The 20,329-nt window shown below is 38.3% G+C and carries 24 protein-coding genes; 17 read left to right on the top strand and 7 right to left on the bottom strand.

Annotated elements, in window-relative coordinates; genetic code table 11:
- Positions 1–97 precede the first annotated feature (97 nt).
- The 7 genes from arsB to I6J02_RS02900 form a co-directional block, all read right to left on the bottom strand.
- Positions 98–1,129 (bottom strand): ACR3 family arsenite efflux transporter, encoded by a 1,032-nt coding sequence (arsB, locus tag I6J02_RS02930; protein WP_201680344.1) that lies wholly within the window; start codon positions 1,127–1,129, stop codon positions 98–100.
- Positions 1,130–1,132: 3 nt separating this feature from the next.
- Positions 1,133–1,747 (bottom strand): low molecular weight phosphatase family protein, encoded by a 615-nt coding sequence (locus tag I6J02_RS02925; RefSeq protein ID WP_201680343.1) that lies wholly within the window; start codon positions 1,745–1,747, stop codon positions 1,133–1,135.
- A 19-nt stretch (positions 1,748–1,766) separates the two neighbouring features.
- Positions 1,767–2,240, bottom strand: coding sequence for a DUF6428 family protein (locus tag I6J02_RS02920; RefSeq protein ID WP_201680342.1), 474 nt, complete (start codon positions 2,238–2,240; stop codon positions 1,767–1,769).
- A gap of 82 nt (positions 2,241–2,322) precedes the next feature.
- Entirely contained in the window at positions 2,323–2,652 is a 330-nt protein-coding gene (locus I6J02_RS02915; protein ID WP_201680341.1) for an ArsR/SmtB family transcription factor, read from the bottom strand.
- Between the two features lie 645 nt (positions 2,653–3,297).
- Positions 3,298–3,540 carry a hypothetical protein gene (locus tag I6J02_RS02910; RefSeq protein WP_201680340.1) on the bottom strand — a complete coding sequence of 81 codons (243 nt, stop codon included), beginning with the start codon at positions 3,538–3,540 and terminating at the stop codon, positions 3,298–3,300.
- Positions 3,534–3,773, bottom strand: coding sequence for a hypothetical protein (locus tag I6J02_RS02905; RefSeq protein ID WP_201680339.1), 240 nt, complete (start codon positions 3,771–3,773; stop codon positions 3,534–3,536). The genes I6J02_RS02910 and I6J02_RS02905 overlap by 7 nt, the downstream gene beginning before the upstream one ends.
- 318 nt (positions 3,774–4,091) lie before the next feature.
- Positions 4,092–4,658, bottom strand: coding sequence for a DUF4468 domain-containing protein (locus I6J02_RS02900; protein ID WP_201680338.1), 567 nt, complete (start codon positions 4,656–4,658; stop codon positions 4,092–4,094).
- Positions 4,659–4,990: 332 nt separating this feature from the next.
- Here I6J02_RS02900 and I6J02_RS02895 point away from each other — a divergent pair, with 332 nt between their 5' ends.
- From I6J02_RS02895 to I6J02_RS02815, 17 genes are all read left to right on the top strand, one after another.
- The gene (locus tag I6J02_RS02895) at positions 4,991–5,647 is read left to right on the top strand and encodes a hypothetical protein (protein ID WP_201680337.1); all 657 of its coding nucleotides are present in this window, start codon (positions 4,991–4,993) and stop codon (positions 5,645–5,647) included.
- 11 nt (positions 5,648–5,658) lie between these two features.
- The gene (locus I6J02_RS02890) at positions 5,659–6,057 is read left to right on the top strand and encodes a hypothetical protein (protein ID WP_201680336.1); all 399 of its coding nucleotides are present in this window, start codon (positions 5,659–5,661) and stop codon (positions 6,055–6,057) included.
- Positions 6,057–7,145, top strand: coding sequence for a hypothetical protein (locus I6J02_RS02885; RefSeq protein ID WP_201680335.1), 1,089 nt, complete (start codon positions 6,057–6,059; stop codon positions 7,143–7,145). The genes I6J02_RS02890 and I6J02_RS02885 overlap by 1 nt, the downstream gene beginning before the upstream one ends.
- Positions 7,145–7,456, top strand: coding sequence for a hypothetical protein (locus I6J02_RS02880; protein WP_201680334.1), 312 nt, complete (start codon positions 7,145–7,147; stop codon positions 7,454–7,456). Before I6J02_RS02885 ends, I6J02_RS02880 begins: the two co-directional genes overlap by 1 nt.
- Before the next feature lie 37 nt (positions 7,457–7,493).
- Positions 7,494–7,790 (top strand): hypothetical protein, encoded by a 297-nt coding sequence (locus tag I6J02_RS02875; RefSeq protein ID WP_201680333.1) that lies wholly within the window; start codon positions 7,494–7,496, stop codon positions 7,788–7,790.
- A 5-nt stretch (positions 7,791–7,795) separates the two neighbouring features.
- Positions 7,796–8,068, top strand: a complete 273-nt coding sequence (locus I6J02_RS02870) for a hypothetical protein (protein ID WP_201680332.1) — start codon at positions 7,796–7,798, stop codon at positions 8,066–8,068.
- A 130-nt stretch (positions 8,069–8,198) separates the two neighbouring features.
- A complete protein-coding gene (locus I6J02_RS02865) occupies positions 8,199–8,516 on the top strand; it encodes a hypothetical protein (protein ID WP_201680331.1) in 318 nt (105 codons plus the stop codon).
- Entirely contained in the window at positions 8,513–8,950 is a 438-nt protein-coding gene (locus I6J02_RS02860; protein ID WP_201680330.1) for a hypothetical protein, read from the top strand. The genes I6J02_RS02865 and I6J02_RS02860 overlap by 4 nt, the downstream gene beginning before the upstream one ends.
- A gap of 46 nt (positions 8,951–8,996) precedes the next feature.
- Positions 8,997–9,542, top strand: a complete 546-nt coding sequence (locus I6J02_RS02855; protein WP_201680329.1) for a hypothetical protein — start codon at positions 8,997–8,999, stop codon at positions 9,540–9,542.
- A gap of 68 nt (positions 9,543–9,610) precedes the next feature.
- Positions 9,611–10,084 carry a hypothetical protein gene (locus I6J02_RS02850; RefSeq protein WP_201680328.1) on the top strand — a complete coding sequence of 158 codons (474 nt, stop codon included), beginning with the start codon at positions 9,611–9,613 and terminating at the stop codon, positions 10,082–10,084.
- Positions 10,085–10,347: 263 nt separating this feature from the next.
- On the top strand, positions 10,348–14,820 hold the full coding sequence (locus I6J02_RS02845) for a phage tail tape measure protein (RefSeq protein WP_201680327.1): 4,473 nt from the start codon (positions 10,348–10,350) through the stop codon (positions 14,818–14,820).
- Entirely contained in the window at positions 14,820–15,251 is a 432-nt protein-coding gene (locus I6J02_RS02840) for a hypothetical protein (RefSeq protein WP_201680326.1), read from the top strand. The genes I6J02_RS02845 and I6J02_RS02840 overlap by 1 nt, the downstream gene beginning before the upstream one ends.
- Positions 15,248–15,721, top strand: a complete 474-nt coding sequence (locus tag I6J02_RS02835; RefSeq protein WP_201680325.1) for a hypothetical protein — start codon at positions 15,248–15,250, stop codon at positions 15,719–15,721. Before I6J02_RS02840 ends, I6J02_RS02835 begins: the two co-directional genes overlap by 4 nt.
- A gap of 3 nt (positions 15,722–15,724) precedes the next feature.
- Positions 15,725–17,098, top strand: a complete 1,374-nt coding sequence (locus tag I6J02_RS02830; protein WP_201680324.1) for a phage tail protein — start codon at positions 15,725–15,727, stop codon at positions 17,096–17,098.
- A 1-nt stretch (position 17,099) separates the two neighbouring features.
- Positions 17,100–18,002 (top strand): hypothetical protein, encoded by a 903-nt coding sequence (locus I6J02_RS02825; protein WP_201680323.1) that lies wholly within the window; start codon positions 17,100–17,102, stop codon positions 18,000–18,002.
- Between the two features lies 1 nt (position 18,003).
- Positions 18,004–20,070: a hypothetical protein gene (locus I6J02_RS02820; RefSeq protein WP_201680322.1), complete on the top strand. Its 2,067-nt coding sequence runs from the start codon at positions 18,004–18,006 to the stop codon at positions 20,068–20,070.
- Between the two features lie 5 nt (positions 20,071–20,075).
- Entirely contained in the window at positions 20,076–20,309 is a 234-nt protein-coding gene (locus I6J02_RS02815; RefSeq protein ID WP_201680321.1) for a hypothetical protein, read from the top strand.
- The last annotated feature ends 20 nt before the right edge of the window (positions 20,310–20,329 follow it).

The following is a 20,329-nucleotide window of genomic DNA, read 5'->3' as shown; positions in this document are numbered from 1 at the left end:
TTTTATAAAAAAGGAAAAGATTAAAATTTACTCACTCTAGTAATCTGTTTAAGAGATTTGGTTTCTAGCTCAAGCACTAAACTCTTTTACATTTTATTTATTTGTAATATTTCTTTTTCAGCCACAAGCTTATCTTTACTAATAATATAAGAATTGGAACTTCTACCAATGGCCCAATTACCCCTACAAATGCCTGAGGTGAATGGATTCCGAAAACAGCGATGGATACTGCAATAGCTAGTTCAAAATTGTTTCCTGTGGCGGTAAATGCAATTGCCGCATTTTTGTCGTAAGAAACATTCAAAGATTTATTGATAAAGAAGCTTACGAAAAACATTAATACAAAATAGGCGACTAATGGTATAGCGACCTTAATGACATCCATTGGCAACTCTACTATTTTATCACCTTTCAGGCTGAACATCAATACTATGGTAAATAGTAATGCATACAATGTAATAGGAGATATTCGGGGTACAAATTTTCTATTATACCATTCTATGCCTTTTGATTTTACCAATGCGTAATGGCTTATAAAACCTGCTAAAAAAGGAATACCTAAGTATATGAATACGCTTTCTGTTACATCTTTCATTGATACGCTTACATTGAAACTTGCCAAGCCTAATTTGTTTGGCAGTACATTGATAAACAGCCAAACTAAGAAGCTGTAAGTAAATACCTGAAAGATGCTGTTTAATGCAACTAATAAGGCTGCATATTCTCTGTTACCTTTAGCAAGGTCATTCCATACTATGACCATTGCAATGCATCTTGCCAAGCCTATCATTATCAAGCCTATCATATAATCCGGCTCATTTCTTAGAAAAAGAATGGCTAATCCGAACATTAAAATAGGTCCGATAATCCAGTTTAACAATAGAGAGATGCTGATAACTTTTTTATCTTTCAATACTATAGGCAATATTGAATAATCAACCTTTGCCAGTGGCGGGTACATCATTAATATCAAACCTATAGCCAGCGGAATATTTGTAGTGCCAAGGGATAGCGTATTTATAATTTTTGAAATACCTGGAAAGAAATATCCTAAGCCTAGGCCAAGAGCCATTGCAAGGAATATCCATAAAGTTAGGTATCTGTCTAAGAATTTGAGTTTTGTTTGCATCGGCTACTTAGTGATTTTTGAAAAAACATAAAACATTTCCAATGCTATCTGTAAGCTTCTTTCTGAATATATCTTTGTCTGTTCGGAAGTGTTATCTGAAATTTTAGGATCTTCAAATGTAATAGAAATTCTTTTTTCCGCGCCTGCGATAAACGGGCATCCACCATCTGCATGTGAGCAGGTCATTATAGCCGCAAAATCAGATACTGGATTAAAGGGATTGTCATACTTTTTAGAGAAACCAATTATCGGTTGGGAATTATCACTATATTTTATAGCATAAACGGGATTAGAGCCATCATATATTTTGAAAATATTAAATCCTTGATGGGATAATGTTTCTGCTACTTTTGGAAATAGTGCAGTTTCTTCAGTGCCTCCTGAATAGCAAATCACATTCTCAATATCGAAATAAGAGGCTGCAACTTGTGCCCAAACCTGTGATAAATGGCTCCTGCGCGAATTATGGGTACAAATGAAATTTATATTTATTTGCTGTTTATTATTTATCTTTAATTGAATAAAATCAATCAACAGCTGTAAGGTACTTTTACGCTCATCGTTATTGATTTTCTCCCATTCTAACTGTTGAATTGTCTCTGATAATATTGGATACATAAACATTCTATTTAAGGATTTAGCAGCAGCCTGAATTTGGAGTGCAGGAATTTGATTGATTTGGAGGTAATTCTGAAAAGCTTTTCTTTTGCTTTCCAGAAGGAATTCCACAAGAATCCTGAGCCAAGCAATTTGTCGCTTTATTTTTCAGTACAAATGAATTTCCATTGAAATCCAAATCATATTTACCGATAGTATCGCTTTGATATTCCACTTCTATCTCCGCATCTTCAATTCCTAATTTATCTTCTGAGAGTTTAATTATACTTAATAGCTTTCCTGGTTTCAGCCTGTGCTCATAATCATTGGCATTCCACAATTGAAAGTTGACTACTTTTTCTTTTCGGATTATTCCACCACAATCAATGAAATTTTTGACGATTTGTCCGACTTCGGTAACGTGAAAGTGTTCAGGAACAAATGTTCCATTTTCTAATTGAAATTCAACATTTTCTAATGCAGGTAGAATTTCTTTGATTTCAGATAACTTCATAATACTAACTTTTAAAATGATAAGTAGATAATTATATAAACGTAATATAGCAATATTACGATATTAAAAATAAAAAAATGTGTTAACAACACTGCTTTACGTTTACATCCTGATTGAAAAAGCCATTAAATTCCTCTTGAAATTGTTTCCATATCTTTTCGTTAATACAATAACAAACTGATTTTCCTTCAATTGAACCTTGAATAATTCCTATGGTTTTTAATTCTTTTAAATGTTGTGAAATAGTTGCCTGTGCTAAACCTAGTTCCTCAACCAGATCATTACAAATACATGCTTTTTGGTTGATAATATATTGCAGTATAGCTATTCTGGCAGGGTGCCCTAAAACTCTAAAAAGAGATGCAAGTTTATTTTCCTTGTCTTTATATATTTCTGTTTTTGTAACTCCCATCTCTACATTTATTTGTATCGCAATATTACGATATTAAAATTAAGTATAAAAGATTTTCATTCAATTTTTTTTGAAAAACTTTATTTAACCTTTAAAAACCTACAGAAATATATAAATTCTTACAGCGTTGGCGGGATTTAAGATAGACTTAGAGATAATATAAAAGTGGGAAATATTGTTAAAATAATTAATAATCTTTAGGTGAACTGAATCAAACCCGGCAAACGATATTCCATTTGCCGGGTTCTTAGTTCTAAATCCTAAACTCCAACCCGCAATAGTCCCGGTATTGCTTTATTGAAGTTATTAGTAAGTTGATTCGTAGTCTTTTATTCCTGGGTACGTTTTCAGCGTAGTGGAGTCTAAGAAAGAATGGCTGAACATATCCTTTCGCAATCCAAACAGGAATATTTTCTTTTATAAATTTAAGATTCTCCACGTTGTATTCTTCGGCGAAGACATTCTCCCATATTGGACGTGATAGTCTTGTATTATTTAAAGTTAAGTTGGGTCGACGTTTGGCCTTTGGAGGATTGTTTTGAATCTCCCTCTTTATTGATCTGACCTCTACCAAACATTGGCTTATATCCGAACGCAATTCCTGGAGCTGGTTCAGTATGTATGCTTTATCTTGAGATGTCATTATTAAGCCTCCTGTCTTTTGGTTAATTGCTTATCCATTGTCTCAATGACATTGTTATTATACCAGACTGTGGAAGCAAGCTTTAATAGAGAAATGAAGCTATTCCGCTCAGCATCTGTCTTTGCATTAGTTATAGCATTTGCCAAGTGGTGAGCAATGTCTTGATAGCGTTTTTCATTGAATACTTGAAGTTCTGCAGCTAATTGCCATAAGTGAAGCTCTTGGTTTTCTGTTAACACTAGCATTGTACACCTCCTTTCAATTCAGCAAGGTATGCCGGTGAAGCGATACCACAAAATGCTGCTACTGAACTCTCGTTGGTGTACTGATCACCTACAGTCTCGTAGATGTCACATGTGATACGCAGATCGACGTTGTAAATAGTTTGAATTTCCTGAATGTGATCTACCTGCACAGATGGTGCGGTGATGAAAGCTACGATGTTTGATGGTAGCTGTTGGTGGGGTGTGTTTCGCATTTTATACAACTTTTCGGCAACAAAAAAGCCCTGCCGTGTGGGGTCGCGAAACACAGTGAAGCCAATAGAAAACTATTGAGAATCAAAACCACAACGGACAGGGTTAACCTGAATATTTTGCTGATACCTTGTACCTGCTTATGTATTTGTAAAGATTTATTTTTGGAAGCCCTCTACTACTTCACTGTATTTCGCATTTCAAAAATGCAAAACTTATTTTAAAAATGCAAATGTTTGATAAAATGAAATTTTTAAAATTATCCAAATAGCTTTCAAGTGGTAATGAGAATAATAAAATGATGGTAGTATTGCATAATATCACCATTCACTATTCTTTTTTGATTCCTTTATATTGCCCGCGTATTTTTTAACTAATTCATTAATAAATACTTCAGCATCTTTAATTGCTTTATCTGAATTTGGCTTCCCTTTATCATTAAATAATCCAAAAACATTTCCTAAAACCTTCTTGCCGGTTAGAACTACATTGCTACCTTCAAAATTCTCATAGTTCTTAAATACTGGCTCAACTTTTATTTTTCCATCTTTAAAGATAACAATAAGTTTATAGTTTAGGTCCCATATGTTAGATTCACTTAATCGCAATTTACTTCTGCTAATAGATTGACCTCTAGCATCAATTGCGATTTGCTCCCCTTCAACTTTTGTAGTTACAAATTTCGGGTTATTATAATTTGTTGAAATATATTCCAATGTTGAATTGTATAAGTCTTTCTTTGTCATTCCTGCCAAATCTATTATGATGAAGTTTTTGTTATTATCAGTTACATCAACAAATCCTAATTTTGTTAGTTTAAAGTCCTGCCCCACAGCTACTCCACATGCAACCAGTATAGAGGTTGCAATTAATAAATATTTTCTCATAATTATTTTTTTAAAAAGTAAATATAATGAAAAACATTTTAGGAATTTATGGGTTCCCACTTGGATCAAAACTATCAACATAATTTTACATTTGCAAATAAAATTTATCAAATGAAAAATGATATTCATGTTATTTATGTTTTAATAGATTCCTCCTCACTAAATCATTAGCTCATTAATTGACAATTGTTATTTGTCAATATCAATTCTTTCGCATCAATACTGCTCATCTTTATTTTTGTTGCTCAGGTGCGTTATTGCACAACACTTAGTTATAGCCTATTCAAGACGGCCGTCTTAAATAGGCTATAACTAAAAAACATAAGAAACAAATGGACTTAAAAAAATCTATCAGATCGCTACTCATATCAAATTTTGGAGGCGCGCAACTTTCAGCTGCAAGGGTTGAAGCATTAGCTAAGAGATTGGAAGGCAAAGTGACAACAGAAGAAGAATTGTTGGAAAGGCTAAAGGCATTGGATGAAGCAATACCGTTTCAAGATATTGCTAAGGAAGATGATCGGGCGAGAAGCGTGCAAGCTGAGCTAGATAAATTGAAAACACCAGCACCAGCACCTCAACCTACACCACCAACACCTGTTCCGGAGCCTGCACCAGAAGCTGAAGTTTCAGCGAAAGACAAAGCGATCCTGGATGCTTTAAAAGCATTGACTGATCAAGTCGCTGGATTGAAAAGTGAAAAGGTCGTTACTGATCGTCAATCACTCATTCTGGGTAAGCTGGCAAATGCCGATAAAGAATACAGTTCAAAGGTTTTACGCGACTTCGGTCGAATGAACTTTGCAACTGATGAAGACTTTACAGCATACCTTACTGATGTTGAAACGGACTTTGCGAATCATACGCAAACACAGGCTGAAAGTAAATTGGGGAAGGATAATCCATTTGCAGGAGTAGGTAAAGATGGCAAAATCAAAGAAGCAACTAAGGAAGAGTTGGATTCTGTGATGAACGAAATCGGATTATAATAATTAATCAAATGGGAACAACAGTAAATTTAAACAACGACGAACAAATCATCGATACCTCACGAGACACCGTGATTATCGTTGACAATTTCCAGTCTGTTCGTGGTGGACGTGCGCTTGATGTGACAGGGTATACACCTAAAGTCATTTATGCCGGGCATGTTATCATCAAAGACACTGCAACTGGAAATACTTATAAGCCCATGCCGGTTAACACTGATGCAACTGCTTATGCAGCTTTGCCAGCAGGTTACGAGTATGCGCATATTTTGATCAATTCGATATTAACAGCAAAACCCGCTGCTGGATTATTAGTGAGGGGAACGGTAAACCATAAGGCATGTTACATTGAGCCGACAGCGGAAGCAATGGAAGCATTAAAGCCTTTAATTGATTTTAGAGCAGACTAATGGAAAAATCACTATTTATTCAATGGGTACAAAAATTCTTTCCCGGGATTATTGTACGTACAGTAGAAACGTTGAACGATACAAAGAGACCTTTGGTCTACTTGCATACAACAATGTTAAAGCCAGTATTTTCAGTAACTGGTAAATGGGAAAGTTTAAGCGCATCTTTTAGCCTAGTTGCTGCCGATGTTGTTGCAATGGACTCAAGCCTTCCTTTGAAGACAAGAGATTCGATATCTCAAGCATCAGGTGATATTCCTAAAATGGGTATTGAATTAGCTCTAAATGAGACGGAGCTTACCCAATTGGACACTTTGATTGCTAACGGCGCAACTAATGGACAGGTTATAGCTAAATTATTCGCAGATACTCCACGTGCTATCGGAGCTATTTATGAACGCAATGAAGCTATTTTCTTACGTGGATTCTCTACAGGTATCACTTTAGTTGATGATCCTGAAAATGTAGGCGTAGGAGTTCGTTGCGATTATAAATATCGTGCCGATCATCTTTTTGGGGTTGCTGCTCTTTATTCTGATAAAGTCAATGCAAAACCGTTTGATGACTTTCAACGTGTTATCGATAAAGCCACTTCGGATGGTGTATCTATCACTCAAGTTTATACTGACACAGCAACAATCAACGCTATTGCGGCTACGGATCAAGCAAAAGAATACTTTTCTTTTAGCCAAAACAGCACTGGAAACAAGCAAATTCCAAACCTTGATTTTGATCAGTTAAATACTTTGGTCAGCAAACGTTATGGCTTTACTTTTATTAAAGTTGATCGTACAATCAAAGTTGAAAAGGATGGTAAACGTACGTCGTTTAAACCTTTTGCTTCTGGCGCAATGGTTTTTGTTGCATCACAAATGGTTGGTGAACTGGTTTACGCCCGTTTGGCGGAAGAAAACCATAAACAGGCAGGGGTTGAGTATCAAAAAGCGAATGAGTACATTCTTGTGAGCAAATTCCGTACAACTACACCTTCCTTGAAAGAAGTTACACGTGCTCAGGCTCGCGTGGTTCCAGTTGTTACCGCTATTGACGAAATCTATTTGTTGGACACTAAAACTGTACAAGGATAATGGCAGATCAAGAAAATAAGCAGGGAACGCAACCAGGCGTACCTTCATCTTCACCACAAGGTGCTGAAGATGCAAAATTAAAAGCAGAGCAAGAAGCAAAGGCTAAAGCTGATAAGGATGCGGCCGAAACAAAGGCTAAAGCTGAAGCCAAAGCTGACAAGGACAAGAAGTCTAAAAAATATACTGTCATCTATCCATTTGCTGATAAAGACAACTTCGGTAAGAAATGGGTTGAAGGTGATGACGTATCTCATTTCGATGATGCGCGGTTAGCTGATTGTGTGAAGCGTGAATTAGTAAAGAAGGGCTAGGATAATGGCAAGTGTAAAGGAAGTCTTAGTGTCGTCGATGGGGTATAAGTTCCCGGATGCAACAGTCATTACAATTTTAGAAGAGCACGGATTGGCGCAAGACGCACTACGTGATACAAATGATAAAGATCAGACTAAAGCATTGGATCTATCCCGAGCGGGTTTGATTGACTTCCTTTTAACACAGCCTAAATCTGTCAAGGAATTGGATTATCAGCTTACTCAACAGGACGCTGCGTCTTTGGAAGCTTTACGGCGTCGCTTGTTGTGGAAATGGGGGATTGATGAAGTTCCTTCTGACTCTGGATTCGTGGATATTTCAAATACTCATTAAGCATTATGATCGAGCAATATCCGGATAAGTTGGTTAGGGAAGACGGCAGTCAATTATCTTGCCGTTTTTATCCTAATAACCGCAGCGCAGGCCTGAAGAAGATTAAGGATGGTACTGAAGTAGATGTCAAGTTCACTATTGCACTTCCGTTTTATTCGCCAACACTCTTAGTAGATGAGGTTGTAACCGGCTATGATCAGAATGGTGAGGCGATTGTTTGGCAAGACAGTATTGCGATCTTTCATAGGGGGCAACTTCATTGTGTAGCTTATGTTTAGAATAGAATTAGATATGACTCAATCCGAACTTGATGCTATTTACACTGAGCAGATCGACGAGATGGATCGTAAAACGTTAGATGCGTTTAAGCGGGTACTTTCCAGAGCATTGCAAATACAGCGGGCTAAGATGAGGCCAGAAGGGTATAATGATCAAACAGGCCAATTACGATCTTCAACAGGTGGTATAATTTACCGAGATGGGAAGGTACTGCATGAGGATTTCGAGTTAAGTCCATACGGAACCGACAAAGCGCCGGGACTGAAAGAAGGCCGTGAGAAGGCATTTGCAGAGCTACGTGAATCATCAGGTTGGGGAATTACTTTAGTTGCCGGAAAGGAATATGCCAGTTGGGTTGAAACTAATCATGGACTTACAGTTGTAAGTGAAGCGAGAAAGGAAGTAGATAAGTCGCTGGATCAAGCCTTTAACGAAATTGATGTATGATGGCAAAGCTCTTAAAGAATTCCATAGAAGGAATGAAGGATGTCAAATCGGTATTGGTTGTCGCAGGTATTGGGGATCTTATAAGTGGTGAAATTCGGTTATTCCAACGAAAGCTTGGCAGCACTAAGGAGGATTGTGTTATTAATACTTTGATTTGGGATGCCGAACAGATACAAGGAGGGGTGCTGAATATTAACTTTCATGTACCTAATCTTCCAGGATCATCAGCTGAAAACCCTACAGTAGTAGATAATACTCAACCAGATATTGAGAGGATGGAATATCTCGGCAATATAGCATCATCTAAATTGGATGGATATATAGGTTCTAACTTTTCATTAAAGCTTCGAGATCCCGGTCAGATAGAGAACTTCGGTACACAGTGGTTATACAACATCCAGGTTGAGTATACATTCTTGAGGACAGATATTTAATAATAAAATTAACATCGGGGCACCCCGATATAACAAAGAATAAATTATGGCACAATTTGTTGTAAAAGGAGTAGAATCCATTGAGTTTGCGCCTGTGAGTGCAAACGGAGCCTTACCGGCTACTGGCTGGGTTAAAGGTGAAAATATTGAAATGGGTTCTGCGACAATGAACATTCCGGAAAAGACTATGACTAAAGTTAAAGTCGAAGACAAAGCGGGTATTTTCGCAATAATTGGAGAAGAAGGAGATGGAGCAAGCGTAACTGCTAAGTTCCTGAACCTTGATCCAAAGATGGCAGATTTGATTTTCAAAGGTAATGCAACTTCCACTGCGACGACCAAATTTGAAGCAGCTATTGATAGCACTACAGCAGTAAATCTTGCTGTTCGCGTTACAAGTAAACCTTGGGATGGATTCAAGATGGTTTTTGTGATTCTTAATGGATCAGTAATTGGAAGAATTGAGAATGCTCTTACCAAAGACGGAGATGCATTCCTGGCTTTGGGCTTCACCGCAGAAGCGCAAGCTGTAAGTGATGCTGATGGAGATGCTGTTTCTCCATGGTATTACGAAAAAGTAGCAGTAGCATAACAATATAACCCCGAAATCCACTTTGGTTAGCTGGAAAGTAGGGGTTTATTCATCTAACCAAAATAGAAATGACACAACAAGAAATTGCTGATACATTTATCGATACACCTACTCACATTGGGTCTATTGTATTGCCTAAAGGGGGATTAGTCAATAAAATATTTAAACGAACTCATTCAATTGATATTGAAGTAGGATCTATACCTGTTGGTAAAGTCCAGCAGATTGGAGTTTTGCTTAAACAAATGACCAATTTTGAATCAATTCAGAAATATTCCCAAGCAGATCAGATCAACATTTTATTATCAGACAATATCAATCCCATTCTACAAATTATCGCAATCGCGATTAGTAAAACAAGACGATTCGAAGTTGAAACCTTGACAGCTATTTCTGAGCAATGGAGTATGTCGTTAATTTATAAAGCTTTTATTGAAGTCTACCGGAGGTTAGACTTATCGTCTTTTTTCGACATTATGGCTTTATCAAAGAATCTGACTCTAAACCTTTTCCCGGATCCGGAAGCCCTTGGGCAAGTGTAATTAGCGCTGCAATAGCAAGTAAAGGTTGGGATGAGGATCACATTAAATGGAAGATCTCATATGTAAACTTAATGTTGTATGGGTTATGCATACCATCTTACTCAAAAGATGAAAATACACCTAACAGTCAAAAGGAAGTTGATATGTTTCAAATGTTTAGCAACAGATAACAGAATGTTGACAATTGTCAATTGTCAATAACAGTTTCTGTTTTGCGCATATTAGAAACTTTATTTTTGAGCTATCACATCTGAGGATAGTTCATGGCTGATTTAAGATATAAAGTAGTATTAGACGATACAGAAGCTCGCAAAAAATTACGCGAGCTTTTGTCGAATACGGGAGTTGGTTCCTCCACCAATACAGCAGACGATTCTAAAAAATCAGCTACAAGCGTAGATGATGTTCGCAATGCCACCTTGAGATTAAAAGAGGCTCAGATTGCAAATTTGAATGCTTTAAAGGAGGCAAGAATAGAAGCGCAAAAGCAGAAACAAGAGCAATCTGAGTTAACAACGAAGTTCAAAGAGGGACAACTTACTATGCAAGAGTTTCGTCTTGAACAAGGGAAGCTTAATGCTGCAAGAAAAGAACAATCAAGAATTGAAAGGGAGCTAAAGAAGAATCTTGCTGATAATAGTGAATATGCTCAGCTCTCAAAAGCATTAAATAATGTTAGAAGAGAAACCAAAGATTTACTTGCTGAGATGTTTAAATTGGAGCGTCAAGGTAGATCTAGTTCCGCTTCTTATGAAATGCTTAAAAGGAAATCAGAAGCATTAACAAAGCAAACTCAATATTTAGATAAAGCAATAAAGCGTATTGATGCTACAGTCGGCCAGCATCAGCGTAATGTCGGGAACTATGCACAGGCCTTAGAAAATATGTCTCCAATTATAGCACGGTTAAATATGAACCTGGCGTTGATGGGAACATCAGTAAGTGAATTAGCTGCTGGGGGAGCTGCAGGGTTCTCCACTTTACTGTCCAGTGTAAAATCATTAGGCGCTGGGCTTGCATCATTTCTTCTAACCCCTGTAGGAGCAGTAATCGCATTGCTAGCTACTTTGTATAGTTTAATTCGTGCTGGCGGATCGGTGGTTATTGGATTCAATTCTCGCCTAATGTCTGTCTCTAAGACTACCGGATTAGCTGGCGCAGAGCTTAATAAGTTTGGAGATGCAATCGTCGAATTATCAAGAAAACTACAAGTAGTAAGTACAGATAAGTTACTTGAATATGCTACTGTTGCCGGGCAGTTAGGCGTTAAAGGGAGAGCTAATCTACTGGCATTTGCCGAAGCATTAGCAAAGTTAGAGACGGCATCAGATATAAAGGGTGAAGAAGGTGGCACTTCTATCGCCAGGACGTTGACTCTTGTTGATGGTGGTGTACAGAATGTGAAGGACTTTGGTGATGAAATTGTAAACCTAGGAAATAACTTCGCAGCAACTGAAGCTGAGATCCTTTCAAATGCCGAATCAATTGCTCAGAATACTGGGGTATATAAAGTTGGTAGAAGAGATGTACTTGCGTATGCTGTAGCTACTAAAGCTGTTGGACTTGAAGCTGAGGTTGTTGGCTCTACTTTCTCTAGAACTTTAGGAGAGTTTGAAAAGATGATCAGGACAGGAAAAGGTGTCGCTGATCTTTCTAAAGTTATTGGTAAATCTTCTCAAGAAATTTCGGATCAATTTAAAAAAGACGCTTCATCTGTTTTTAAAGATTATATCAACGGGCTGAACAGAATTTCGCTTTCTGGTGGATCAGTAAATGAAGCTTTAGAAAGAACAGGTGTAATTGCAGTTCGAGATCAAAGGGTTATTGCCACTCTTGCAACTAATGGTTATGCTACTTTGAGTGACGCGTTAGTGAAAGTTGGAGAGGCGGCAGGTGCAATGGATAGGGAGTTTGAAACCGGAGCAAGTAAACTTGAGCAACAATTAAATAGAATTGGGATTGCATGGGACAACTTCATTTTATCAATTGAGCAAGGAGATGGTGTGCTTGGTAAAGCCGCAGCTAGTATCGCGAATCTTGTCGCTAATTATGCTGACTATATGGCAAAGGTTGTTAATCCATCCTCGTTTCAAGAATGGAAATCACGAGTATCATTTGCCAATGACGAGGCAGATGCAATCAGAGAAGTGACATTAGGATACAAAGATGCTGCAGAAACTTTTGCAGGGTTATCTGGGTTCAATGTTTCTACAGCTAATTATGATAAACTTAAAGAAAAATATGAAGAGGTCGGGTCATCAATTAAGGAATTGCAAGTTACTACTGAAAAATATAAAGCTTATGTAAAAGACGGATTATTAACTGAAGGGGGTAAGAGAAAGATTGAAGACTATACTAAGTTAATTCAAAACCTTAGTGGTTCAATGTGGCAGATTGAACTTTTCATGAAATCAAAAGCTCCTCAGGCTACAGAAAAAATAGATTTTGAACAATCAGAGGAGGAGAGAAGAAAAGCAGAAAGAGCAGCAGAGTCTGCACGAAATAAGGCTGAACGTGAAGCAGAAGCCCGTCGCCAGGCTTTAGAAAGACAGCGCGCATTACAGTTGTCAATTGATCAATTAAATGAGCAATCACTACGTGGGCAGTTGTCTCGAGATGATCAGGAAGTAGCTTCTATTCGTGATAAATATGCTAAGATCAGAGAGGAAGTCAGGAAGTTTTATGCTGATCCTAAAAATAAGGGTTTAAGAGTTGATACCGGGAGTCTTAAAGGGAATGAGGATTTTGAGATAAGCGAACTCCAATTTAAACAGGAAACTAAGAGAATATCTGAAAACCTCGCTGAACAAAAGGCTCTTGTGGATGAATACAATAGTTATTTATCGAAGACATCAAAAGAAGAAGCTGATAAAAGATATTCGGATCAATTATCTATTATTAAGAATTTCAAACGTAACATTCAAAGTGAATATGAGGATCTGATAGCTCTTGAAAAAAATGCTTCTTTAAAAGGATTTACCGGGTCCTCAGCAGAACTTACCCAAGCTCAGAAAGAGAGAGCTGATTATTATAAAAAGTATCTAGAATCCTTGAATAAAGAGGAAAGATTGAGATTGCAAGAGGAATTTGTTTCGGCTTTAAATCTATCTAAAGGCCATAATCAGAAGCTTATTGACATTGAGAAAAAATATAACGACGCAAGATTAGCATTAGGTAAAAATGCTACCAAAGAACAGTTGGAAGAATTAAACAAGCGCCATAATGAAGAAACAAGTGCCGAAGTTATGGCAAGCCTTCAAAAAGAGGTTCAGTGGGAAAAGACTTTTTCGACACTTCAATATTTAAGTAAATCGGCAACCAACAAATCTCTAAAAGATATACAGGATAGGCTTAATAAGGAATTAAGTAGTGGTAATTTAATTAAAGAACATTATGAAGATTTAATCGGCCAAGTGAATTCAGCTAGAATTGAACTTAACCTACAAAAATCTTGGATTGCTAGTACAGATGCTATTAAAGCTTACTTGGAACTATTAAGAAAAGCCAAAAAAGAAAGTAAGCTGGAAGCGAATATTCCTGTATTGAAAAATGAGGTTTTTGGAACTCTATCAAGCGATATTGGTAATGCGTCACAACTAGTAGGCACACTTACTGATTCCTTTGCAACTCTAGGAGTTGGTAGTGAGGATTTACAGGAAACTTTAGGTAAGGTTGGAGGCGCACTTGGTGACTTGAGCAATCTTGCAGGAGCTATAGCAACAGGTAATCCAGCAGCTATAGTAACAGCATCAACTAAGGCATTAACTTCAGTAATTGATATTTTCAATACAAAGGATAAAAAGCTACAAAAGCAGATTGATAAATATCAAGAACAGCTAGATAGCTTAACTAAGTCATATGATAGACTTCAGCGTAGCATCTCCAATTCCGTAGGTGAATCGTTATACTCCGACAGCGAAAAAGCTATAAATAACCTGAAAGAACAACAGCAGAAACTTCAGGATATGGCAAAGGCTGAAGAAGATAAAAAGAAGACCGATAAAGATAAAGCAAAATCTTTCAGGGATGAGATGGATAAGATCGATCAAGAAATTGAGGATATCCGCAAAAGCATCACAGAGTCTTTAGCTCAAACTTCATTCAAGGAACTTTCAAATGAACTTGCGGAAGCATTAGTATCTGCATTTGAAGCAGGTGAAAGTGCTATAGATGCTATGGATGACAGTTTTGATAAATTCATAAAAAATGCTTTGGCAAATAGTCTCAAGCTAAAGCTGATTGAGCCAATTGTCAATGATATGGTTAATCAGGTTTCACAATATATGTTGGCTAATGATAACAGTCTTGTTGGCTTCAATTTCGATTCCTGGAGAGATAAACTTGGAGAAGCGTCAAAAGGATTCACAAATGCAATGGAAGAAGCATATAAGGGATTAGGGTTATCAAAAGATAGTAGTTCAACTTCATCAACATCCCTAAGCGGAGCCTATGCCAGAGCAAGCCAAGAAAGTATTGATCTGCTTGCTGGGCAAACGGGCGCAATGAGAGCTCATTTGTCAGAATTAATTCAGCTTCAAAAAAATACTGACATGACTTTAAAGCAATGCGTAGACGCAGCTCAATCTCATTTGACACAACTGATTCTCATTGAACGAAACACGCGTGTTACAGCTGATAATGCAAGCAATTACCTCCCCTATCTCAAAGGTATTGAATCTAACACAAAGGGAAACTTAGATATGCAGTTAAGGGCTGCAGGTAAATTCGGATTTTAATGGAAGAGCTTAAAAATTACATATTAGGATCATTGAGTTGTGATTTTGGAGTCAATGGGGTTAAGAGTGCAAATAGCATTCAGGATTTAGTTGCATTACTCAAATCTCCGCAAGGTATAGAGTTTTGCATGGAAAATAGCTTTCCATCATTAGAGATACTGAGCGCTTATGAATCAGAACTACTTGCATCCGGCGTATACCTTCAGGGTAAACACAACCTTGAAAATCCAAACTTAGTAATTGCATTTGGAGGTACAATCGGTATTCATTTAAATGGTTACACCGTATGTCAGGTATTTGCTACCAACAATGCTCAGATAAATGTATTTGGCAATGATAGTGCTATTTCAATGGTAGAAATTCATGGTGATGCAAGTGTATTTGTTCAGCAGCTTGACGAATCTTCAATTAACGTATTTCAAAAATCATGACCTCACAATACAAACTAAATAATAATGATCTGCTCACAACCTTCGGAGTTGTGGTTGAAGGAGGAAGTAATTCCTTTCTGGCTTACCCTTCCCGTAAAGATTCGCTTACTCATGATTTCACGGATAAGAATGGGTTGGATATTGATTTGCAGGACCCGCGGTTTAATTCGCGTGAGTTCACCATTAATTGTGCTTTAACCGCAAGTTCGGCTGAGGACTTTTGGACAAAGTATAATGCTTTGTTCACGGAGCTTTCCAATAGCGGCACTCATAAACTATCAATCACAGACCTTGGCAGAGATTACAGGGTGTATTACAAAGAGCAGCGCAACATTCGAAAGCTTACTCCATTATCCGGAAAGCCGGAAGTATGGATAAAGTTCGATTTAGTTTTTGGAGAGGCTAACTGGACAGACAACATTGAAGCTGTTTACCTGATTGATCACGATGGCAACTACCTAATTCAGTAAGACATGATAACGATTAAAAGAGGGATCTCAATTATTGCTGTTGTAGAGCCGATGGATACGGTTACTCAAGAGAAAGAAGTATCAGGTGGAAACTTTATTAATCTTTCTTTTGAGCTGCCATATTATAGAGAGTTCAAAAGGATGGACTATGCAGAGATCCTTGGAGAAACATATTACTTAACTCAGATTCCAACAATTAGTAAAGAAGGGAAAAGGGATTACCAATATACGCTATCTATGGAAGGGGAACAGTGTAAGCTCGGCCGGGTTGAATTTCTTCAAAGCAATCTGATTGGTCAGTACTTCAAAAATCCATTCTTCATCAATGATAAGGCAGAGACATTCATGACTTTGCTATTGCGAAATATAGAAAGAGTTTTCCCTAGTGAAGGTTGGAAACTTGGGTATGTTGTAGATAGCGAAATAAAGAATATTTCCTTTGATAATCAAAACTGCCTTGAAGCCTTATCTACCCTGGCGGAAGCATTCGATACAGAATGGTTGGTTGAAGGGCGGACGATCCATCTATACAGAAAACAAAGTGCAACTGGCTTAGTGATGAAGCAGGGTGAAGGAGAAGCTCTCTATTCTCTTGAAAAGAAGCCTCAGGATAACAGCAATATTGTAACCAGGCTGTATGTATATGGCTCAGACAAAAACTTACCTAATCCATACAGAAGAGGTCTGACAAGGTTAACCGTTGGAGATCTTCCTTATATAGAAAGACAGATAGAGGAATACGGCATTTGGGAAGACAGTATGACTTTTGATGATGTATTTCCAATGAACTTAGGGACAATCACTTCAGTGGATTCGGGGAATATCCTAAGGTTTACAGATGCTAATTTTCCTTTTGATATTAACTCTCAATTGATCCCGGAAGTTAAAGCTAAGCTTTCATTTCAAACAGGGCAGTTGGCAGGATATGAGTTCGAGATCAGTAGCTATAATCATACCTCCAAAACTTTTACGATAAATAAAAATACACAGGATAAAGCTTGGGAAGTTCCGAATGCTGATATAAAGCCTGAGGTAGGAGATACTTTTTTTTTATTCGATATCAGAATGTCAAATGCATGGGTTACCGCTGCGGAACAGACGTTGATACAGAAAGCTATTGAATATATGGACCAACGTAATGATCCATCTGAAAACGATAGCTATTCTGTTGTCTGTAACCCTCTTTATTTCAAACGAACTGGGAAAACTTTAAGAATTGCAGACAGCGTCACAATTGAAGAACCTGATATGGGAATATTGACACAAAAGAGAATAGTAAAGTTATCGAGAAATGTCAGACAGCCTTTCATATATACATGTGAACTGGCTAACAAACCAAAAAAGAACGTAATGGTAAAACTTTTACAACAACTATAAAATGGCAGATGAACACGTAAAAAAGAAGCTCATTGAGCTGGAGCCATATCCATCAGATCAAAAAATCAAGTCTGATGACATGATCTATGTCTGGAATACGGACTTAGCCAGACTTCAGAAAGCGGATGTCAATCAAATGCCTTTCGGATCAGGCGGAGGTGGTGGCGTCACAACTTTAGTGGGCAGTCCTTTTAAAGTCTCATTAGGAGATGACCAGGTGACTATTGAAGGAACAAATACCATTATATCAGATGTTCGTTTGCTGGGTAAAAAAGACTATCCGGTTAGCACAACACAACTTCAAAATGCGACATTCAGAAAAGGTGAGGTTGGATATAATGAGATAGATGGAACGGTTACTATCCTTGATTTCAGATTAAATGCAGGAGAGGAAGTTGTTTTATACCCTGATGGCATGCAAGGATCCGGTGGTGGTGGAAATCTTCAGCCAATCATGGATAGGCTTACAGAAATAGAATCTATAGTGTCAGTTTTTAAACCTACACTTAGTGGGACTAATAATGCACGGGTATGGTGGGTTGGTGGTTTACCGCTTCCAGCCGGATGGGAAGAGGACGCTGATTGGAGAGATTACCTTCCGCTAGCTGTAGCTCCATCCGAGTCAGGAAAAGCATTTGGATCAAACTCTGTGACTTTAAAGTCTAATCAGCAAGGCAGTTTTGGAGTTAAAGCTGTAAGTGATCGCTCTGCAGGGAGTTCACGAAATAACACAATTTGGAACTTATCATTTCTTTCAAATGGCATCTGGAGAATGTTAACAGGTGGCTCAGGAGCTAATGTTGATATAGGTCCCATAACCGTAAATCTATCGGATGCATCCACGCCAATAGATATTAGACCTAAGAGTAAAGGTGGAATGTGGATTAAATATGTAGGAGGATAATATGGCCTTAGAAGAATATAATAGATTTTCAGATCAGGACAGGATTGCAAGAGATGCCAATTTAGAAATAACAGAAGCATTTTTTCCACCTTATTTTGAAAGCTTGCAATTGTTGGATATCGGTGATAACGATCCGGCCAAAGTAGGGGCAATAGCTACATTCAAAGATGGATCAGCCACGAGTCTAGCTATATATCAGGGTGCTGGTTTTTGGAAAGTCGGCACAGGATATACAGACGCTGAGATCGATGCAATGATCACAGCGGCTAAGAACCGGGCTAATCACACAGGTACTCAGGCCATCAATACGATTGAGGGGTTGGAAGCTGCATTGGACAGTAAGATTTCTACCAGCGAAAAGGGAGTTTCAAACGGAGTTGCTACGTTGGATGGCGGCGGAAAAGTCCCGGCTAATCAACTTCCTAATTCAGTAATGACAGTCGAGGGACCATGGAATGCAGCGACTAACACACCAACGTTAAGCAATGGTACGGGTAATGCAGGAATGGTGTATGAAGTTACAACTGCAGGTACTGTTAACCTAGGAGATGGAAATATTACTTTCAAAGTTGGGGATTGGGCGGTATACGGTGCCGATGGCAAGTGGTATAAGTCCATTAACAGCAATGAGGTTACGTCTGTTAATGGTAAGACTGGATCTGTTATTATTGCACCTGGAGATCTTGATGTTTCCAATGGACTTTTTATTGTGGGTAATTCTTCCGGTAAAGGCGGAACCAGGAAGATATTGCCTAGCGACATGGGATTAACATCCGGAAGTGTATTATACGCCCTTAGTCCTTCAGTCTGGAGCGAACTATTTGCATCAGATAATGCTACTCCCAGCACTGTTGCCATTCGATCTGCTGCATCATCAAGTTCCCCTGGGGAAATAAAAGCAGGTCCCGCTATCAATCCGGAAGGTCTTGTTCGGTTAGATCAGATGAATACAGCATTGGCTGCGAAAGCCAATTCAGACGGTTCTAATGCATCAGGCACATGGCCAATTGCTATTACTGGAAATGCGCCAACTTGGGGAGGTCAACAATATTCATCAGATGAAGTGCCAATTAACAATTATATACTTGCATATGGTGCAGACGGGAAATGGCATCCTTCTAATAAAGAAAGAGTAAATGCTTTTCTTGGAGCTCCTTCAACAGGAGAGACATTACAAAGTGTTGCTGAAAGAAATAGCGTAGCTGAACTCACGTCTGGGGAGATTAATATAGGCAACAAAGAAAACGCAAACAAGATCGCAATACAGGGCCAATCTGGTAGAATCGGCATACAGGCATGGAATTCTGGTGGAGGCGCTCGGCATTTATCATTACAAATTGACGGAGGTAGTGTAGGCGTTGGAACTACATCGCCATCATCTAAACTAGAGGTAAATGGAGTTGTGACAGCTACTGGCGGTAATTCAACACAATGGAATACAGCGTATACAGACAGGGTTGATTTAACAGCTAATCAAACAGTTGATGGGAACAAAACCTTTACAAACTATGTGCGATCAAATCAAGGGTTTACAGCATACGCCTCTGTAAACAGTCAGGCCACGTATAGACCAACCGGAATCACCTTTAATCCTGCTGCTAATACATACGCTACTATTGACGCTAACACCAGTGGTGGGCTAACTATACGCACAGCTGATGGTTCAGCTACTGCACAGATTCGTATGACCTTCTTGACTCCTAATGGAGCGACCGCCAGATCAGTTATGTTTTCGGGTCGAGCCTATTATGGTAGTGATTATACCGGAGCTTTTGAAGCCAACGATTTGATTCCAAAAAAATATGTAGATGATAAAATTCAGCTCATGACTTTGCGTGCAACAATTAGCGGAGGTGTGGCCGTTTTGGATGGCGGAGCTGTTCAAGCGGGATACCGATATATTGTTCAGGGAGCATCATTATATAACGGTACAACCCCTGAATTTTTATCGCTTTCAAAACTTGCTATTCAGGCAGGAACAACGGGGAATGTGGTGGCGCAATACGAAACCACATCCGTAGATAACGGAAAAGATGTTGAAGTGTTAATTCTCAAAATCAAACAATAAATTTTATGGACAAATTAATTAACAACAAGCAATTCACGCTACAGTGGCGTGATGTGCTGATCGGAGCATTACTTGCAGCCTTTTCAGGGGCCTTTACCGTTGCCCTGGAAACGCTCAACTCTGGATCTCTGGAGTTCAACTGGAAAGCGATTGCCACAACGGCAATTTCCGCTTTATTGGCTTATCTGGGCAAAAACTTCTTTGAGCCATCAAAAACCGTAGTTGTCAAAAAGGATTAATCAAAGCCCCTTCGGGGGTA

Source organism: Sphingobacterium spiritivorum, assembly GCF_016725325.1.
Classification (GTDB): Bacteria; Bacteroidota; Bacteroidia; order Sphingobacteriales; family Sphingobacteriaceae; genus Sphingobacterium.
This window is presented reverse-complemented; position numbering and strand designations above follow the sequence as displayed.

What these genes read in the sequence shown, in the direction of transcription:
- I6J02_RS02825 (WP_201680323.1), top strand. Translation starts at nt 17,100, where the DNA reads ATGGCAGATGAACACGTAAAAAAGAAGCTCATTGAGCTGGAGCCATAT.
- I6J02_RS02910 (WP_201680340.1), bottom strand. Translation starts at nt 3,540, where the DNA reads ATGCTAGTGTTAACAGAAAACCAAGAGCTTCACTTATGGCAATTAGCT.
- I6J02_RS02905 (WP_201680339.1), bottom strand. Translation starts at nt 3,773, where the DNA reads ATGCGAAACACACCCCACCAACAGCTACCATCAAACATCGTAGCTTTC.
- I6J02_RS02900 (WP_201680338.1), bottom strand. Translation starts at nt 4,658, where the DNA reads ATGAGAAAATATTTATTAATTGCAACCTCTATACTGGTTGCATGTGGA.
- I6J02_RS02835 (WP_201680325.1), top strand. Translation starts at nt 15,248, where the DNA reads ATGACCTCACAATACAAACTAAATAATAATGATCTGCTCACAACCTTC.
- I6J02_RS02830 (WP_201680324.1), top strand. Translation starts at nt 15,725, where the DNA reads ATGATAACGATTAAAAGAGGGATCTCAATTATTGCTGTTGTAGAGCCG.
- I6J02_RS02890 (WP_201680336.1), top strand. Translation starts at nt 5,659, where the DNA reads ATGGGAACAACAGTAAATTTAAACAACGACGAACAAATCATCGATACC.
- I6J02_RS02895 (WP_201680337.1), top strand. Translation starts at nt 4,991, where the DNA reads ATGGACTTAAAAAAATCTATCAGATCGCTACTCATATCAAATTTTGGA.
- I6J02_RS02865 (WP_201680331.1), top strand. Translation starts at nt 8,199, where the DNA reads ATGAGGCCAGAAGGGTATAATGATCAAACAGGCCAATTACGATCTTCA.
- arsB (WP_201680344.1), bottom strand. Translation starts at nt 1,129, where the DNA reads ATGCAAACAAAACTCAAATTCTTAGACAGATACCTAACTTTATGGATA.
- I6J02_RS02885 (WP_201680335.1), top strand. Translation starts at nt 6,057, where the DNA reads ATGGAAAAATCACTATTTATTCAATGGGTACAAAAATTCTTTCCCGGG.
- I6J02_RS02860 (WP_201680330.1), top strand. Translation starts at nt 8,513, where the DNA reads ATGATGGCAAAGCTCTTAAAGAATTCCATAGAAGGAATGAAGGATGTC.
- I6J02_RS02840 (WP_201680326.1), top strand. Translation starts at nt 14,820, where the DNA reads ATGGAAGAGCTTAAAAATTACATATTAGGATCATTGAGTTGTGATTTT.
- I6J02_RS02915 (WP_201680341.1), bottom strand. Translation starts at nt 2,652, where the DNA reads ATGGGAGTTACAAAAACAGAAATATATAAAGACAAGGAAAATAAACTT.
- I6J02_RS02870 (WP_201680332.1), top strand. Translation starts at nt 7,796, where the DNA reads ATGATCGAGCAATATCCGGATAAGTTGGTTAGGGAAGACGGCAGTCAA.
- I6J02_RS02875 (WP_201680333.1), top strand. Translation starts at nt 7,494, where the DNA reads ATGGGGTATAAGTTCCCGGATGCAACAGTCATTACAATTTTAGAAGAG.
- I6J02_RS02855 (WP_201680329.1), top strand. Translation starts at nt 8,997, where the DNA reads ATGGCACAATTTGTTGTAAAAGGAGTAGAATCCATTGAGTTTGCGCCT.
- I6J02_RS02820 (WP_201680322.1), top strand. Translation starts at nt 18,004, where the DNA reads ATGGCCTTAGAAGAATATAATAGATTTTCAGATCAGGACAGGATTGCA.
- I6J02_RS02920 (WP_201680342.1), bottom strand. Translation starts at nt 2,240, where the DNA reads ATGAAGTTATCTGAAATCAAAGAAATTCTACCTGCATTAGAAAATGTT.
- I6J02_RS02845 (WP_201680327.1), top strand. Translation starts at nt 10,348, where the DNA reads ATGGCTGATTTAAGATATAAAGTAGTATTAGACGATACAGAAGCTCGC.
- I6J02_RS02880 (WP_201680334.1), top strand. Translation starts at nt 7,145, where the DNA reads ATGGCAGATCAAGAAAATAAGCAGGGAACGCAACCAGGCGTACCTTCA.
- I6J02_RS02925 (WP_201680343.1), bottom strand. Translation starts at nt 1,747, where the DNA reads ATGTATCCAATATTATCAGAGACAATTCAACAGTTAGAATGGGAGAAA.
- I6J02_RS02850 (WP_201680328.1), top strand. Translation starts at nt 9,611, where the DNA reads ATGACACAACAAGAAATTGCTGATACATTTATCGATACACCTACTCAC.
- I6J02_RS02815 (WP_201680321.1), top strand. Translation starts at nt 20,076, where the DNA reads ATGGACAAATTAATTAACAACAAGCAATTCACGCTACAGTGGCGTGAT.